The organism is Lysinibacillus sp. OL1, from assembly GCF_004332175.1.
GTDB classification, from domain to species: domain Bacteria; phylum Bacillota; class Bacilli; order Bacillales_A; family Planococcaceae; genus Lysinibacillus; species Lysinibacillus capsici.
The window spans coordinates 106,972-123,526 of the sequence record NZ_SJDS01000009.1; the positions used below are offsets into that span (position 1 = coordinate 106,972).

Below are 16,555 nucleotides of genomic sequence, written 5' to 3' on the forward strand. Positions count from 1 at the left end.
AATCCTAAAAAAATGTTGGAAAAGAAATGTCAAAATATAGACAAATTAACGTTACGAGTCGGTATAATAATAATTTATCGCTTACACACAATAACAAAGGTTATATAGATGCTAATAAAAGCATCTATATAACCTTTTTTCACGAGTATTTATTCAATTTCAATTAATAGATCCCCTGTTGAAATGGCATCTCCTGCACTTGCGTATACCTCTTTAACAATACCATCTTTAGGTGCTTGTACAGTTGTTTCCATTTTCATAGCTTCTGTAATTAACAGGTGATCACCACGTTTAACAGGGCTACCTTTAGAAACAACAACTTTCAGCACAGTACCTGGCATTGTAGCACCGATTTGGTTTGGATTGCTTGGATCGGCTTTTAATGCTAGATTACCATCAACTTCAACTGTCATATCCTGAATCACCAATTCACGCGATTGTCCATTAAGCTCAAAGTAAAGGACACGTGTTCCATTGTGTTGTGGTTCCCCGATTGAAACGAGTTTAATAATCAATGTTTTACCTTTTTCAATTTCGACCTCAATAATTTCTCCAAGCTTTAAGCCATATAAGAATGTCGGTGTGTCAAGAACTGAAATATTGCCAAAGGATTCTGCTGTTTTCGCATATTCCTCAAAGACTTTTGGGTAAAGTGCATAAGCTAGTACATCTTTTTTCGTAACTGGACGATTTAACTTTTCCTCTAGTACAGCCTCTAATTGATCAAACTGAATAGGCTCTAATAATTCTCCTGGACGAACTGTAATTGCTTCACGATCTTTTAACACTACTTGTTGTAATGCCTCTGGGAACCCGCCATGTGGCTGCCCAAGATAACCTTGGAAGAATTCAATCACAGAATCTGGGAAGTCAATCGTTTTTCCTCTTGTTAAGACCGTATTTTCGTCTAGATCATTTTGCACCATAAATAAAGCCATATCACCTACCACTTTTGAAGATGGTGTAACTTTAACAATATCTCCAAATAGTAGATTTACACGGGAATACATGCGTTTCACTTCTTCCCATCGATCACCAAGCCCTACAGCTTTTGCTTGCTGCTGTAAGTTACTATACTGACCACCAGGCATCTCATGCACATAAATCTCAGAATGTGGGCTGATCATGCCACTTTCAAAATCTTTATAGTATTTACGAACATCTTCCCAGTAGTACGATAATTTTTCTAATGCATCGATATCTGCTCGTACCTCACGCTTGCCGCCCTTCATTGCATAGTACAAGGAGTTTGCACTCGGTTGAGATGTTAGGCCTGCCATAGATCCAAGCGCTGTATCAATAATATCAACACCTGCTTCTATCGCTTTAGCGTATAAGTAAATTCCATTGCCACTAGTATCATGTGTATGCAAGTGGATTGGCAGACTTGTCGTCTCTTTTAACTCAGAAATTAAACGGTACGCCGCTTCTGGTTTCAATAAACCAGCCATATCTTTAATTGCTAAAATATGGGCGCCAGCTGCTTCAAGCTCTTTCGCCATATCCTTATAGTATTGCACCGAATATTTCACACGGCTGTCATCGAGGATATCCCCTGTATAACAGATTGCCGCTTCAGCAATTTTTCCTGATTGACGCACAGCATCTATTGCTACTTCCATGCCTTTAATCCAATTCAAGCTATCGAAAATACGGAATACATCAATTCCTGATGAAGCTGATTCAGCGATAAATTCTCGGATTAGATTGTCAGGATAGTTTGTATAACCAACAGCATTAGCTCCACGCAGTAACATCTGGAATAGCACATTCGGCACTTGCTCACGCAGTTTCGCTAGTCGCTCCCATGGATCTTCTTTTAAGAAGCGATACGCTACATCGAATGTTGCACCGCCCCACATTTCCAGCGAGAATAACTGATGCATCATGCGAGCTGTTGCATCTGCAATTTGATACATATCCTGTGAACGAACACGTGTTGCAAGCAGGGATTGGTGAGCATCGCGGAATGTAGTATCTGTTAGTAGTACGTCTTCCTGTGCTAAAATCCACTGCACTAAGCCATCTGCTCCCTGTGTATCTAAAATCTGCTTTGTACCTGCTGGTGGTACAATTAAAGGATCAATTTTAGGTTGGTTTGGCTGGACAAAGATAGGTTTTGACTTCTTCTCTACACCAGGGAAGCCATTTAAGGTCACATTCCCAATGTAGCTTAACAGCTTTGTTCCACGGTCTTTACGGACAGGAAACTCGAAAAGCTCTGGTGTTGTATCAATAAAGCTAGTATCAAAGGCACCTGATAAAAACTTCTCATGTGTCACCACATTATTTAAAAACGGAATATTTGTTTTAACGCCACGAATACGGAATTCTTTTAAATTACGATCCATTTTCGCAGCAGCTTCTTTAAAGTTCATACCCGAAGTGGAAATTTTCACCAACAAAGAGTCGTAGTATGGTGTTACGACAGCACCCTGGAACCCATTCCCAGCATCTAATCGCACGCCAAAACCACCACTTGAACGGTAAACCATTAACTTTCCTGTATCTGGCATAAAGTCATTTGCAGGGTCTTCTGTTGTCACACGGGCTTGAATGGCATAGCCAATCATTGGCATATCTTCTTGCTTTGGCATATGAATTTCTTCACTGTGAAGTCCATAGCCTGCCGCTACCTTAATTTGGGCATGGACGATATCAACACCTGTAATCATTTCTGTAATTGTATGTTCTACTTGAATGCGAGGGTTTACCTCGATGAAATAAAAATCGTCTCCTGCGACTAAAAATTCCACTGTCCCTGCATTTATGTACGAGACATTCTTCATTAATTTCACAGCAGCATCGCAAATACGATTTCTTAACTCTTGTGAAATCGAATGAGATGGCGCAATTTCTACCACTTTTTGATGACGACGCTGAATTGAGCAATCACGCTCATATAAATGCACAATATTGCCATGTTTATCGCCAATAATTTGTACTTCAATGTGTTTGGGTTTTATGATTGCTTTTTCTACATATACTTCATCGGAACCAAAAGCAGCCTTTGCCTCAGATTTTGCTCTTTCATAGGAGGAAGCAAGATCCTCTGGCGTATGGACTAGACGCATCCCTCGACCACCACCGCCAAGTGCTGCCTTAATCATAACTGGATAGCCATAATTGCTAGCAAACGTCTCGACCTCTGCTAGATCGGCTACTGGGCCATCTGTACCAGGAATAACAGGAATCTCAGCCGCAATGGCTTGAGAACGTGCTTTGACCTTATCTCCGAACATATCTAAATGCTGAGAAGTTGGTCCGATAAAGACAATGCCCTCTTCCTCACAGCGACGTGCAAATTCCACGTTTTCTGATAAAAAACCATACCCTGGATGAATCGCATCAACATCTGCATCTTTTGCGATGGCAATAATACCTTCAATATCTAAATAAGCATCGATTGGTTTCTTGCCAGCTCCCACTAAATAAGCTTCATCTGCCTTAAAGCGATGAAAAGCACCACTATCTTCTCTTGAATAGATGGCAACAGTTTGGATATTCAGCTCCGTACAAGCACGGAAAATACGAATTGCAATTTCTCCTCGATTGGCTACGAGAATTTTGTTGATTGATTCCATAGGTATCCCCCTTTATGATTGTGTTTTTTTCCTCTCTACCTTTTCAAACATAGAAACATTGATCAATATTCCCATCGCTAAAGATAGAATGATTATAGATGTACCGCCATAGCTTATAAAAGGTAACGTTACACCGGTTAACGGGATTAACCCGGTTACACCCCCAAGATTAATAAACGACTGCCAGCCTATCCAGCTCGCAATACCAGCCGCAATCATGCGTGCCAATGGATCTTTTGTTCGCAATGCAATAGAAAAACCTTTATATACAATAAATCCTAAACCACCTAGGACAATTAAAACTCCCCATATTCCTAATTCCTCCATAATAATTGCCATAATAAAATCTGTTTGTGGTTCAGGTAAGTAACCTAGTTTTTGAATGGATTGACCTAGACCACGTCCCTCTAAGCCGCCTCCGCCAATGGCATAATAACTATTCACCACTTGATGACCACTACCATCCTCATATTCAAACGGATTTAAGTAAGATAATATCCGTCCTTTTCGATTTCCTGTTAGTAGCTCTCCCTTAAATACCCATAGAATACCAAGAATAGCTGTACCAAATGCACCTAATACACCGAAAAATTTCCAAAATGTTTTAAATGGAATACCACTTGAAGCTACCACTGAAACAGCAATACCACATAGAATAATGACTGCTCCTAAGTCTGTTTCAAAGGCTACCCCAGCAACTACTAAAATCCATAGAAAAATTGGATAAAAAATTTCAGTAGGTTGTAGCTTTTCAAACGTATATTTTTGCGCTTTTCGATAAAAAGCAGCTGCAAAATATAAAATTATAAATAGTTTCGCATACTCCGAAGGCTGGAAATTCCCTAATCCTGGGATAGCAATCCAACTTTGAGAGCCTACTTCATCTGCCCCATGACCAAATAATTTTAACCATGTGAATAACACCGCCAATACGACCGTTAGTAACAACATAATATTCTTATTCGCATAATGTTTATATGGGAAAAAGGCGGTCACTATAAAGCCGAGGAAAGCCACCATTAAATTAGTCACTTGTTTTTGATAAAAATAATCAGGTGCCTGTTCTTTCTGTGCAATAGCAACCATCATACTTGAACTGTAAATCATTATTAACCCAAATAAACTTAATAATAGGACCGTAAAAAATAAGGGGTAATCAAAATTTTGTGCATAGCGTTTTAAGTATTGTCTCATTGGAAAACCTCGTTCTAGTAAAAAAACTCAAAGCGCAAAGAAGCGTTTGAGTTTTTCTTTTTATTTGTCTGTATACGCGTCGTGTAGTACAGAAAGTTCCTTCTCGAGTGAATCGAGAATTTCTTTGCCTTTTTCACGTTCAATCAATCCAAGCTTCACAGCAAAGTCAATTTCACGTGATAGACCGAACATTTGTGTATCTAATACTTCCTCATATAAAGGGCATTGTGGCATTGTTAAATGATCCATTTGTACTCGAATAAGGCGAGCAATCTTATCTGCATCAGCAACTAATAGCTCCAAAGCCTTCTCTTGAAAAGAAGTTTGTGATTTCGTATCCATGAGGACGCCCCCATTATCTGATATTTCTTCGATTCTATCTTAATAAAGTTTATCTTTTAGTCGATAAAAATGCAAGTGTCTTCATTGGAAAATAGAGATTTCGAATTATATTTCTTTATTATCTCTAGGCATTAGCGTTATACTATGTCATGGATATACAAGATTTGAGGAGGATTTCTATTATGGAAACAATAATTCCTATCACAGGTGCAGTCACATACCAACTAACATTAGATCCTACTGTGTGGATTTTCGATGATCGTAAATTAGATTTAAACACTTACTTCACTACTCAAAATGTTGAGGAAGATGCTGACGTCAAATATATGCGTGAAGTAGGAGCACACTGGTCACGTGAAATTATGGAAGGAGCAACATTCCCACCTACATTAAAATCAGAAAGGAAATTTGACCGTAAAGGAATGGAGACAGGTACATTTGGTATCGAATTAAGTCATTTCTTGAAGAATGCTGAAATTAAACCAGAAGCGACAACAATCGTCTTAACTTGCAAAGATGGGCAAGAATATCCTTTCACAATTGAAGAAGCTTATACACTTATTTTAAAATATAGCCAAGACGGTAAGCCTCTTTTAGAAGACGGTCCAATCCATGTATTACTAAGAGACGGTTCAAATATTGACAATCCTATTAAAAACGTATCAGCCATTCGCGCTGAATAGGAGGGAATGCAATGCGCGTTAAATGCGTTATTTGCGATACGATTCATAATTTAGATGATAATTTACCTTTAGCCAAAAAATTGCGTAATCGACCAATTCATACTTATATGTGCAATATTTGTCATGATCGCATTTCGGAAAATACTGTAGCACGAATGGAAACAGGCAATTTCCGTTTTTATCGTACTTCACCCCAGATGGATAAAGAATTTTAACTAAAGAACAGATTAAAAAGAGGTGCCTCTATTTTGAGACACCTCTTTTTTCTACTATGCATTATTTTTAATAATCGTCTTTTCAACTAATTCTACAACTTGATACATAATGGTAGCAAAAAAGGCAATGATCAGAAGTGACATAAGGACAAGGTTAAAATTAAATACTTGGAAGCCATAGATAATTAAATAACCAAGTCCTTTTGAAGCTACTAAAAATTCCCCTACAATAACCCCTACCCATGATAAACCAACATTCACTTTCAAGGTGGAAATGATCGTAGGAAATGAGGCAGGCAAAATGACCTCACGAAAGATTTGCCATCTTGTCGCTCCAAAGGTTTGTAAAACCTTACTATAATTTGGATCGACACCTTTAAATGCCGTATATACAACAATCGTTGTAATAATGATGGATATTAATGCACCCATAGCTATGATGGAAAAATAACCTGGACCGAGTGCAACAATCAAAATCGGACCAAGTGCAACTTTTGGCATCGCGTTTAAAATTACTAAATAGGGATCGAGTACTTTTGATAGTAACGGAGACCACCACAAGACAACAGCTATCAATGTTCCTAATAAAGTCCCCGCTAAAAAGCCAATTACGGTCTCCATTAATGTAACACTCACATGCAATGTTAAAGAACCATCGCTGACTTTTTCAATAAATGTATGCCATACATGAGTTGGCGAGCTAAAAATTAACCGATCAATCCATTCTAATCTTGAAAGCAGCTCCCATCCTCCAAAGAATAGCAGTAAAATAATAAGCTGATACACTCGAACATAGCGTTTTTCTTTTTTTAACAATTGCTGATATTGCTTAAATAATGTATTATCCAAGGCTCTCCAGCTCCTTCCAAATAGTTTGGAAAATATCTGCATAGGCTGGATGCTGTCTTACATCAAAAGGTGATAGTTCATTAAGGGCTTTAGGAATTTCAAACACCTTGTGAACTGTCCCCGGATTTGCAGAAAATAGAACTACACGCTCACTCATTGCGATTGCCTCGCCAATATCATGTGTCACAAGAATAGCAGTCTTCTTATAAGTTTTTAATGTTTCCACCACTAAATCCTCAAGCTTTAATTTCGACTGATAATCTAATGCAGAAAATGGTTCATCTAATAATAAAATTTTCGGGTTTACAGCTAAGGTACGGGCAAGGGCGACACGTTGCCTCATACCCCCTGATAATTCTCGAGGATAATTATTCCCCACATGCGGTAATCCTACTTCCTGTAATAACGCATTGGCCGTTACTTTATGTGTTTTATGACTTTTCTCCATTATTTTCAAGCCAATTGTGACATTTTCTTCAATGGTCTTCCAAGGAAATAAATAATCCTGCTGAAGCATATAGCCAATGCTTGATTGATTACTTGCTGATAGCTTTTCACCATCTATATAAACATTGCCTTCAGTGGCAGGGAATAATCCTGCAATAATTGATAATAATGTGGTTTTACCGCAGCCACTCGGCCCAATAAACGAAACAAACTCTCCTTCATGAATGGCTAAACTGATATCACGTAATACTTCCTTTGCCTGTGTACTTGAAAAATAACTATGGTGAATATTCTCCAGCTGTAAAAATTCCATATTACTCAGCAGCCTTTTTGGCAAAAGTAGTGTTCACAAGTTTTCCATACTCCACTCGTTGAGGAAGTTCACCTGCTTCCTCCATAATTGTTTGCAAGTTATCCCACTCTCCTTCATCAAGGATTGGGTCAGTAGCATAAGAGCCTTGTGCTTTATATCGCTCAATTACAGTTTCAATTATCTCTATATCCACATTTTCAAAATACGGTTGAATAATCTTTGCTACGTCAGCAGCACTCTCATTTTGCACAAAATCCTGTGCTCGTTTCAATGCATCTGTAAAAGCTTGAACAGTTGAAGATTCATCCTTTAAATAACTACTTTTGGCCATAAAGGACGTGTAAGGAAGATTACCAGACTCCGTTCCAAACGAAGCTACAATATAACCTTTTCCTTCTTTCTCAAAGACACTCGCAGTAGGTTCAAATAATTGAACATAGTCACCAGTACCTGATGCAAAAGCAGTAGCAATGTTGGCAAAATCAATATTTTGAATGAGCGTTAAATCATTTACAGGGTCGATGCCATGTTTTTTCAGCACGAATTCACCTGCCATTTGTGGCATTCCACCTTTACGTTGCCCCAAAAACGTTGAGCCCTTCAATTGATCCCACGAAAAATTATCTATCTTATCTCTTGCCACTAAAAAGGTACCATCCGTTTGTGTTAACTGTGCAAAATTTTGAATAGGATCATTTGCACCTTGTAATGTGACATAAATAGACGTCTCCGACCCAACTAAAGCTATATCAATTCCATCTGACAGTAACGCCGTCATCGTTTTATCGCCACCTGCAATCGTTTGTAGCTCAACTGAAAGACCCTCCTCCTCGAAGAAACCTTTCTCAAGTGCTACATATTGAGGCGCATAGAAAATTGAACGAGTTACTTCTCCTACTTTGACTTTTTCTAGCTCTGCTTTATTACATGCCGTCAAAGAAAGGAGTAACAAAGCAATGACACCTAATAATAAACCTTTTGTAAGCCAACGCATTCCCTTTCCTCCTTGATGTGTTGAAAATAAGCCTATCGACATTAACTTATTCACATAAGAAGATTTCGGTGCCTATCATTTTTTAATTTGTGTAGAGTGTGGGTGTTTTCTTCAGCTTGACTACAGGGAAAACGTACAAAAAAACAGCCTTAGCATTAAAACCGCTAAGACTGTTTATAACAGATAAAAAGTTCTTATTATAAAGTACGTAATTGTTATTGATTGGTAGCTTGTTGCTCTTCTCTTTTTTCACGCCAAAGTCTTGTTTTATAGACAATTAGAATTAAGGCCGCTACAATCAGACCTTCAATCATTGGTAAGAATAGGGCGAAGAATGTAAGCATGATACAACCTAAAAATAGGAACGCATAAATAATAATATTTTGAGATAACTTTAATTTCTTGGCAAAGCCTAGTTTATAGACAATGGCAGAAAGTACAAATACAAGAAGAAATACAACATAACCTGCTATTTCATAGCTTGGTAAATTTTCATATAAAAATCTAGTGATACCAGCCATTCTCCCATAAACTCGTGTTGTTTCATCTGTACCTGCCTGTGCAGCAACTTGAATAACATTTAGTTCACCCAATAAAGCGGACTTCAGATCCAAGACTCCTCTTCCTTTCGTGGAAGCAAAAAATTATTGTTCAGCGTTTTTTAGTTTTTTCGCTATTCTTTCACGTTCATTTTTATCTAGAATTTGTTTACGAAGGCGAATAGATTCTGGAGTGATTTCTAAATACTCATCATCATTTAAGAACTCTAATGCTTCTTCTAGTGTTAATAGACGTGGCTTTTTAATAACGTTTGTTGCATCTTTTGTCGCAGAACGAACATTCGTTTTTTGCTTCATTTTTGTTATGTTTACAGTGATATCATTATCACGTGTATTTTCACCAACAATCATACCTTCATAAATTTCAGTACCTGGCTCAACAAATAGTGTACCACGGTCCTCTACCTGCATCATACCATAAGTTGTCGATTTACCAGTTTCCATTGATACAAGAACACCTTGGTGACGTCCACCAATACGGCCTGGAATATATGGTTGGTAACAATCGAATGTATGGTTAATGATACCAAAACCTTTCGTCATAGACATGAATTCTGTTGTATATCCAATTAAACCACGTGCAGGAACAAGGAATGTTAAACGTACTTGGCCATTGCCATTGTTCACCATATCCAACATTTCACCTTTACGCGTACCAATCGATTCAATAACCGAACCTACATTTTCTTCTGGTACATCAATTTGTACACGTTCAAATGGTTCACATTTTACACCATCAATTTCACGAATGATAACTTGAGGTTTTGATACTTGTAGTTCAAAGCCTTCACGGCGCATATTTTCAATAAGAATTGATAAATGTAGCTCACCACGTCCAGAAACCGTCCATGCATCTGGTGAATCTGTATCTTCTACACGTAGAGATACGTCCGTTTGAAGTTGCGAACGTAAACGCTCTTCTACTTTACGAGCAGTTACCCATTTCCCTTCACGACCTGCAAACGGTGAATTATTCACTAAGAAAGTCATTTGTAATGTTGGCTCGTCTATACGTAATGGTGTTAAAGCTTCTTGATGTTCCACCGGACATACTGTTTCCCCAACGTTGATGTCTTCCATACCTGAAACAGCAATTAAGTCACCAGCTTTAGCTGATTGGATTTCTTCACGTTTTAAACCAAAGAAACCAAATAGTTTCGTTACACGGAATTGTTTCACAGTCCCATCTAACTTCATTAAAGCAACTTGTTGCCCTACTTCAATTGTTCCGCGGAATACGCGTCCAATCCCAATACGACCAACATAATCATTGTAGTCAAGTAATGCCACTTGGAATTGTAATGGATCTGCTGAGTTGTCTACTGGTGCAGGAATTGCTTCAATTACCTTTTCAAATAGACATTGCATATTTTCTTCTTGTTTTGCTGGATCAGCATCAAGAGAAGCTGTACCGTTTACACCTGATGCATACACAACAGGGAAATCTAATTGATCATCATCAGCGCCTAGCTCGATGAATAATTCTAATACTTCATCTACTACTTCTAAAGGACGAGCTGAATCTTTATCAACTTTGTTTACAACTACAATCGGTGTTAACTTTTGTTCCAACGCTTTTTTCAGTACAAAGCGTGTTTGCGGCATACAACCCTCATACGCATCGACAACTAGTAAAACGCCATCTACCATTTTTAAAATACGTTCTACCTCACCACCGAAGTCGGCGTGTCCAGGCGTATCAAGGATGTTAATACGAGTTCCGTTATAGTTTACTGCAGTATTTTTTGCTAAAATTGTAATACCACGTTCGCGTTCAATATCATTAGAGTCCATTGCACGTTCTTCAACATGTTCGTTTGAACGGAATGTACCTGATTGTTTTAATAATTGGTCGACTAAAGTAGTTTTACCATGGTCAACGTGGGCGATAATTGCGATATTGCGAAGATCTTGACGTAAGTTTGTCATTATTCCACTCCATATTCTTTTTTCGAATGTTTAACTGTGATATTATAGCACAAGAAGGATAGAAATGTCCTTATTAGAATTTCCATCATTCTAAAAAATATATTTGATCGACAAATTTTTTATATAGGAGGCTAGGCTATGAATCGTGCAAAAATCGTAATGGCCATCTATGCATTGGCAGCTGTATTAGCAATGTGTTCTATCGGCTACTCTGTTGCAGCTAGTAATGTATTTGGTGTAATAGCTGGTATTGTGGCTACTTGTGTCATTTTCATGACAGCCTTTAAAATGAAGCGTAAACTACGTGCGCAAGGATTACTTTAAAGAACATAAAAAGGAGCTGTCTAATAAATAGACGGCTCCTTTTTATTCATATGGCACTATATATTTTTCTAATAATTCTTTATGAATAGCGGGATTAGCAATAATAAATGTATCCTGATGAAGGAAATCAAAGCCTTCACCATGTAGATTTGTAGCAACTGCTCCAACTTCCTGAGCAATGATGGTCCCTCCTGCAATATCCCATGGCGCTAAACGCATAGAGACATAGGCATCTAATTTGCCACTTACAACAAATGCAATTTCCATTGCTGCGGAGCCATAGGACCGAGTACCGCGGACTTTTCGAACCATATCAATCACCTTTTCATGGTGAATATGTCGATTAGGTGCGACCCAATGTGCATTTATGCCAATGACAGACTCCTCCATTGTAACAGACTGTAGTTTACGCAATGGTGAATCATTATACCATGCCCCTTGCCCCTCTATGGCACTAAATAAATCCTCCCGCATGACATCAAATATGTAACCTAACTTTCCTACGCCATTGACAAAAATACCGATAGAAATCATAAAATGACGATGCTGTTTAACAAAATTCATCGTTCCATCAATTGGATCAATAATCCAAACTACACCATCTAGTGATTTAACCTGTTCGCCCATTCCTTCTTCCCCTAGAATTTTGTGGGTTGGATCAAAGGCTTTAATTTGCTCAATAAAGAATAACTCCGTCTCTCGATCAATATTAGTAACGAGGTCATTTGCACCTGATTTTGTCTCAATTACTAGATTATACGAAAAAGCCTCCCGAATACGTCGCCCAGCTTCAAAAATAATATCTTTTGCAAATTTATCAATTTGTTGTAAATCCACTCATAACCCACCCTTCGAATATAAGAAAAGGCCTTTTATATAAATCGCTCTCGTATGTTTATGCTACCTTTTCCCACTACATCACAACTTTTGCTATATAAAACCTAGTACTACCTTATGATATAATTTCTATTTTACCCTTTGTCACAATAAAAATCACCTGCTGTCGGAATATTCAGCAAGTGATTTTTTAAATGGGTATTAGATTTTGATTACGCATAGGCGTGCAAACTTTCAAGTTCCATCTGAATTTCTGCCAGACGTTTTTTACTTTTTTCAATTTCCATGTCATTTTTTTCATTCATTGCTGCAAAGAGTGAAGCTAATTCATAATCTAATTCTAATTGTAAAATGTGCTCATATTGCTTTTCAATGTCAACTTTCCGTATAATTTTTACGAACGGTTTCATAAAAAACACTTCCTTTTTTAAATTTTTTTACAAAAACTTTGCTCATTTGATAAAGTTCTTGTTATAAGATTTTTTCCCAAATTCAGCGTAAAATAAACCTTATAAAACGAAAGGAGTAAAATAAAATTGCCAAAAATAAAGTGGACAAACAAAGACTTTAAAGTTTTTACAATAGACGGTTTAGAACAGAGAATGGATGCTTTAAATTTACATGTACGTCCAAAATTTAATTCGCTAGGTGAAGATTTTTCAGCATATTTCTCTAGCCAATTAGGTGAAGAATTCTTCCCGCATGTGGCTAAACATGCTCGAAGAACCGTTAACCCTCCAAAAGATAGCTGGGTTGCCTTCGCCCCTTATAAAAGAGGTTATAAATCATTGCCTCACTTTCAGATTGGTCTATGGCACACACATTTATTCATCGTCTTAGCTATTATTTATGAAGCGCCTCAAAAAAATGTTATGGCTGAGCGTTTACTAGCTCATAAATCTTTAATTGAGCAGCTTCCCGATGATTTTATCGTGTCAGGAGACCATATGTCCCCTGAGGCTGTTTCTCTCGAAGAGGCAAGAGAAGACAAGCTTGAAGAACTGCTTATTCGCCTACGAGATGTCAAAAAGGGTGAGTTCTTAATTGGGCGTCATATTCCAAAAGAACAAGCAACCAAACTAACAGTAAGCGAATTACATCAATTAACAGAAGACACATTTAACAGCTTACTTCCTCTTTACAATATTATTGTTGGAAAATAGGCTAACCTTATAAAGTTTTTTATTGATGTAGTTTATGCAATATGTCGTTTTTTAACACAAAAAAATAAAGAGTGGATGTGAGTTGATCTCACATCCACTTTTTTTAACGGCCATTTCTTGGGGTAACTTTTATAATCATTCCATCCTCGGCTTCCTTTGTTTGTTTTACAACTGGATAGCTAATGTAGCCACTCGCCTCTTCAAATTCGCGAAAAATTGATTTTTCCTCCGCTTGGGAAGGAACAATCTCTTTAAAACGTCGATATTTAGCTAGCATAACTTCACGCTTGATGCCTTTTTCATAAGCTTTCTCAATTCCCTCAAAGAATTGAACAACATCCACAATCTCCTCTGTGGACCAATCAGTTGAAAACGGATAAGAGTATTCCATTCGACAAAACCACCTTTACGTTATTGCCCCCATTTTAACCGTATACTTTCAGCTTCTGCAACCATTCGCTTAATAAGGTCATCAACGGTTGGGATATCGTGAATCATTCCAGTCACTTGTCCAGCCCAGCCAAAGCCTTGATCCTTATCACCATCGTAAATAAAGCGTTTATTTGCTGAACCACTTATAAATTCTTTCAACGCCTCATATGTTGGTGTCTTTTCCTCAATTTCCAAAATCTTTTCAGTAAATTCATTGCGTAATGCACGAGCTGGTGCACCAATCGAGCGCTTAATAATGGTTGTATCTGCCTCAGTACTTGCAACTAGTGCCTCTTTATAAGCCTCTGAAGCATCAACACACTCTCGTGTTGCTATAAAACGAGTGCCCATTTCAATGCCTTCAGCTCCCAATGCATGAGCAGCCATCCAGCCCCGTCCATCGCCAACTCCGCCAGAAGCAATGACAGGAATACTTACACTATCAACAACTTGGGGAACAAGAACCATTGTACCGACATCATCACGCCCCAGATGACCGCCACCTTCTTGACCCACTACCATTACAGCATCTGCCCCAAGCTGTTCAGCCTTTTGAGCTTGTCTACGAGCAGCTACAAGGACTAATTTTTTTATCGCTGTGCCTGCCAGCAAATTAAATATAGGCGCTGGATTCCCCCCCGTCATTGTAACAACTGGAACTTCTTCTTCGATTGCCACACGCACCATATCCTCATAGCCTGTACCATGCATACCAATCGCAAAATTTACGCCAAATGGTTTATCTGTTAATGTTCTTACCTTATGGATCTCTGCTCGTAATAATTCAGGATCTCGTAAACTCATAGCCGTTATTTGCCCTAAACCACCAGCATTCGACACCGCTGCAGCTAAATCAGCATATGCTAAATAGGCTAATCCCCCTTGAATAATTGGATATTTAACCTGTAAAAGATCCGTCACACGTGTATTCCAATTCATAGTACCTCCCCTTTCGTACAATACTATTTTCTCGGTATCCTGAAAAAAATCCTTTTATTTTTTTAGGAAAAGCCTATTTTTTCGTGTCGTTAGGTGCTATAATTCATTTGTTTTCTTAGATATTATAAAGTGAGGTGGTACCTGCGTTGTCACAATTAGAGACTCCATTGTTCGACGTATTACTAAAACATCGGAACAGACATCCCATTCAGTTCCATATTCCAGGCCATAAGAAAGGGCAAGGGATGGATCCTGCTTTCCGAGAATTCGTCGGCGACAACGTTTTATCAATCGATTTAATTAATATTGCTCCACTAGACGATTTACATTCACCAAAGGGTGCTATAAAAGAAGCGCAAAACTTAGCAGCTGAAGCCTTTGGTGCTGATCATACATTCTTTTCCGTTCAAGGTACTAGTGGCGCCATCATGACGATGATTCTGACCGTCGTCGGTCCAGGTGATAAAATTCTAGTGCCACGGAATGTTCATAAATCTATTATGTCGGCGATTGTATTCGCTGGTGCCATTCCAATTTTTATTCATCCTGAAGTTGACAGCGAATATGGGATTTCTCATGGCATATCCCCTGAAGCTGTTGAAAAAGCATTAAATGCTTACCCAGATACAAAAGCAGTACTTGTTATTAATCCAACATATTTTGGCTTTACAGCTGATTTAAAGCGTATTGTGGAGATTGCTCATGACCGTAATATTCCGGTAGTAGTAGATGAAGCGCATGGTGTACACATAAAATTCCATGATGACCTTCCATATTCAGCTATGGAAGCAGGTGCTGACATGGCAGCAACAAGCGTTCATAAGCTTGGTGGCTCCATGACACAAACGTCTATTTTAAATGTACGTGAGGGTCTTGTTTCTGCAAAACGTGTACAAGCTGTATTTTCTATGTTAACAACTACATCGACATCCTATCCATTACTTGCTTCACTTGACACAGCTCGACGTCAGCTAGCCATTCATGGATACGATTTAATTGACGATGCATTACGTTTAGCAAAGGATGCTCGTAAACGTATCAATCAAATCCCACATTTAAAGTGTGCAGGTAAGGAAAAGTTACATTCTTCTGCAACTTATGATATGGATCCATTAAAACTTCTGATTAGTGTGAAAGATTTAGGTATTTCTGGTCATCGAGCTGAGGAATGGTTGCGTTATAATGCCAATATTGAAGTCGAATTGTCTGACCTTTATAATATCTTATGTTTAGTGACTTTAGGAGATACAAAAAAGGAAATTAATCTTTTAATAAATGCGTTAACTCGTATGTCTAAAGCATTTGATTCTGAAGCGGCTATAACAGAGGCTTTGGTAAATGTTCCTGAAATTCCAGCTCTTGCCATGTCTCCGCGTGATGCTTTTTATGCAGATACAGAAGTCGTTCCTCTTGCAGAAGCAGATAACTGTATTTGTGCAGAATTTATTATGGTATATCCTCCTGGGATTCCTATTTTTATTCCCGGGGAAATAATTACTCAAGAAAATATTCATTATATTCAAATGAATATTGAAGCAGGTTTACCCGTTCAAGGACCAGAGGATACAACATTAAAAACAATTCGTGTTATCAAAGAACGTAAGCCAATTTTCTAAAAAATAAAAGCTAGCTCTTCAATAAGATGGGCTAGCTTTTATATTTATAAAATACAGATTAGTAAACATTCTCTTCATTACAAAATCGCTATAATAGAATATTATCTGAAGTATTTTTTTAGTTGATTTTCACA

At 38.0% G+C, this 16,555-nt stretch carries 17 protein-coding genes; 5 read left to right on the forward strand and 12 right to left on the reverse strand.

Annotated elements, in window-relative coordinates:
* Positions 1–149: 149 nt before the first annotated feature.
* The 3 genes from pyc to EW028_RS16470 are packed head-to-tail and all read right to left on the reverse strand — an operon-like array spanning position 150 to position 5,120.
* Entirely contained in the window at positions 150–3,584 is a 3,435-nt protein-coding gene (gene pyc / locus EW028_RS16460) for a pyruvate carboxylase (protein ID WP_131521648.1), read from the reverse strand.
* A 12-nt stretch (positions 3,585–3,596) separates the two neighbouring features.
* Complete coding sequence (locus tag EW028_RS16465) at positions 3,597–4,778, reverse strand: FtsW/RodA/SpoVE family cell cycle protein (RefSeq protein WP_131521649.1); 1,182 nt, start codon at positions 4,776–4,778, stop codon at positions 3,597–3,599.
* Between the two features lie 60 nt (positions 4,779–4,838).
* Positions 4,839–5,120 (reverse strand): Fpa/YlaN family protein, encoded by a 282-nt coding sequence (locus EW028_RS16470; protein ID WP_004224778.1) that lies wholly within the window; start codon positions 5,118–5,120, stop codon positions 4,839–4,841.
* A 182-nt stretch (positions 5,121–5,302) separates the two neighbouring features.
* On the opposite strand from EW028_RS16470, the gene EW028_RS16475 reads away from it, so the two are divergent.
* Together EW028_RS16475 and EW028_RS16480 are read left to right on the forward strand one after the other, a co-directional pair.
* Positions 5,303–5,803, forward strand: a complete 501-nt coding sequence (locus EW028_RS16475) for a molybdopterin-binding protein (RefSeq protein ID WP_131521650.1) — start codon at positions 5,303–5,305, stop codon at positions 5,801–5,803.
* 11 nt (positions 5,804–5,814) lie between these two features.
* Positions 5,815–6,018 (forward strand): YlaI family protein, encoded by a 204-nt coding sequence (locus tag EW028_RS16480; protein WP_004224776.1) that lies wholly within the window; start codon positions 5,815–5,817, stop codon positions 6,016–6,018.
* 54 nt (positions 6,019–6,072) lie between these two features.
* Here EW028_RS16480 and EW028_RS16485 read toward each other — a convergent pair whose 3' ends face one another.
* The 5 genes from EW028_RS16485 to typA all read right to left on the reverse strand — a co-directional run bounded on the left by EW028_RS16485 (position 6,073) and on the right by typA (position 11,110).
* Positions 6,073–6,867, reverse strand: a complete 795-nt coding sequence (locus EW028_RS16485; RefSeq protein ID WP_004224775.1) for an ABC transporter permease — start codon at positions 6,865–6,867, stop codon at positions 6,073–6,075.
* Positions 6,860–7,627, reverse strand: coding sequence for an ABC transporter ATP-binding protein (locus EW028_RS16490; RefSeq protein WP_004224774.1), 768 nt, complete (start codon positions 7,625–7,627; stop codon positions 6,860–6,862). Before EW028_RS16490 ends, EW028_RS16485 begins: the two co-directional genes overlap by 8 nt.
* 1 nt (position 7,628) lies before the next feature.
* Positions 7,629–8,621 carry an ABC transporter substrate-binding protein gene (locus EW028_RS16495; RefSeq protein WP_131521651.1) on the reverse strand — a complete coding sequence of 331 codons (993 nt, stop codon included), beginning with the start codon at positions 8,619–8,621 and terminating at the stop codon, positions 7,629–7,631.
* Positions 8,622–8,836: 215 nt separating this feature from the next.
* Positions 8,837–9,235, reverse strand: coding sequence for a YlaH-like family protein (locus EW028_RS16500; RefSeq protein ID WP_131521652.1), 399 nt, complete (start codon positions 9,233–9,235; stop codon positions 8,837–8,839).
* A 30-nt stretch (positions 9,236–9,265) separates the two neighbouring features.
* Positions 9,266–11,110 (reverse strand): translational GTPase TypA, encoded by a 1,845-nt coding sequence (gene typA / locus EW028_RS16505; RefSeq protein ID WP_054549845.1) that lies wholly within the window; start codon positions 11,108–11,110, stop codon positions 9,266–9,268.
* 138 nt (positions 11,111–11,248) lie between these two features.
* Here typA and EW028_RS16510 point away from each other — a divergent pair, with 138 nt between their 5' ends.
* Positions 11,249–11,434 (forward strand): DUF5325 family protein, encoded by a 186-nt coding sequence (locus EW028_RS16510; RefSeq protein WP_004224770.1) that lies wholly within the window; start codon positions 11,249–11,251, stop codon positions 11,432–11,434.
* A gap of 42 nt (positions 11,435–11,476) precedes the next feature.
* Here EW028_RS16510 and EW028_RS16515 read toward each other — a convergent pair whose 3' ends face one another.
* Together EW028_RS16515 and EW028_RS16520 are read right to left on the reverse strand one after the other, a co-directional pair.
* Positions 11,477–12,271 carry an inositol monophosphatase family protein gene (locus EW028_RS16515; RefSeq protein WP_004224769.1) on the reverse strand — a complete coding sequence of 265 codons (795 nt, stop codon included), beginning with the start codon at positions 12,269–12,271 and terminating at the stop codon, positions 11,477–11,479.
* 212 nt (positions 12,272–12,483) lie between these two features.
* Positions 12,484–12,681 (reverse strand): hypothetical protein, encoded by a 198-nt coding sequence (locus tag EW028_RS16520; RefSeq protein ID WP_004224768.1) that lies wholly within the window; start codon positions 12,679–12,681, stop codon positions 12,484–12,486.
* 126 nt (positions 12,682–12,807) lie between these two features.
* On the opposite strand from EW028_RS16520, the gene EW028_RS16525 reads away from it, so the two are divergent.
* Complete coding sequence (locus EW028_RS16525) at positions 12,808–13,434, forward strand: YktB family protein (RefSeq protein WP_131521653.1); 627 nt, start codon at positions 12,808–12,810, stop codon at positions 13,432–13,434.
* A 103-nt stretch (positions 13,435–13,537) separates the two neighbouring features.
* Here the strand turns inward: EW028_RS16525 and EW028_RS16530 are convergent, their stop codons facing one another.
* Together EW028_RS16530 and EW028_RS16535 are read right to left on the reverse strand one after the other, a co-directional pair.
* On the reverse strand, positions 13,538–13,825 hold the full coding sequence (locus EW028_RS16530) for a UPF0223 family protein (RefSeq protein ID WP_048394723.1): 288 nt from the start codon (positions 13,823–13,825) through the stop codon (positions 13,538–13,540).
* A 20-nt stretch (positions 13,826–13,845) separates the two neighbouring features.
* Complete coding sequence (locus EW028_RS16535) at positions 13,846–14,805, reverse strand: NAD(P)H-dependent flavin oxidoreductase (protein ID WP_131521654.1); 960 nt, start codon at positions 14,803–14,805, stop codon at positions 13,846–13,848.
* A gap of 146 nt (positions 14,806–14,951) precedes the next feature.
* On the opposite strand from EW028_RS16535, the gene EW028_RS16540 reads away from it, so the two are divergent.
* On the forward strand, positions 14,952–16,421 hold the full coding sequence (locus EW028_RS16540; RefSeq protein ID WP_004224764.1) for an aminotransferase class I/II-fold pyridoxal phosphate-dependent enzyme: 1,470 nt from the start codon (positions 14,952–14,954) through the stop codon (positions 16,419–16,421).
* The last annotated feature ends 134 nt before the right edge of the window (positions 16,422–16,555 follow it).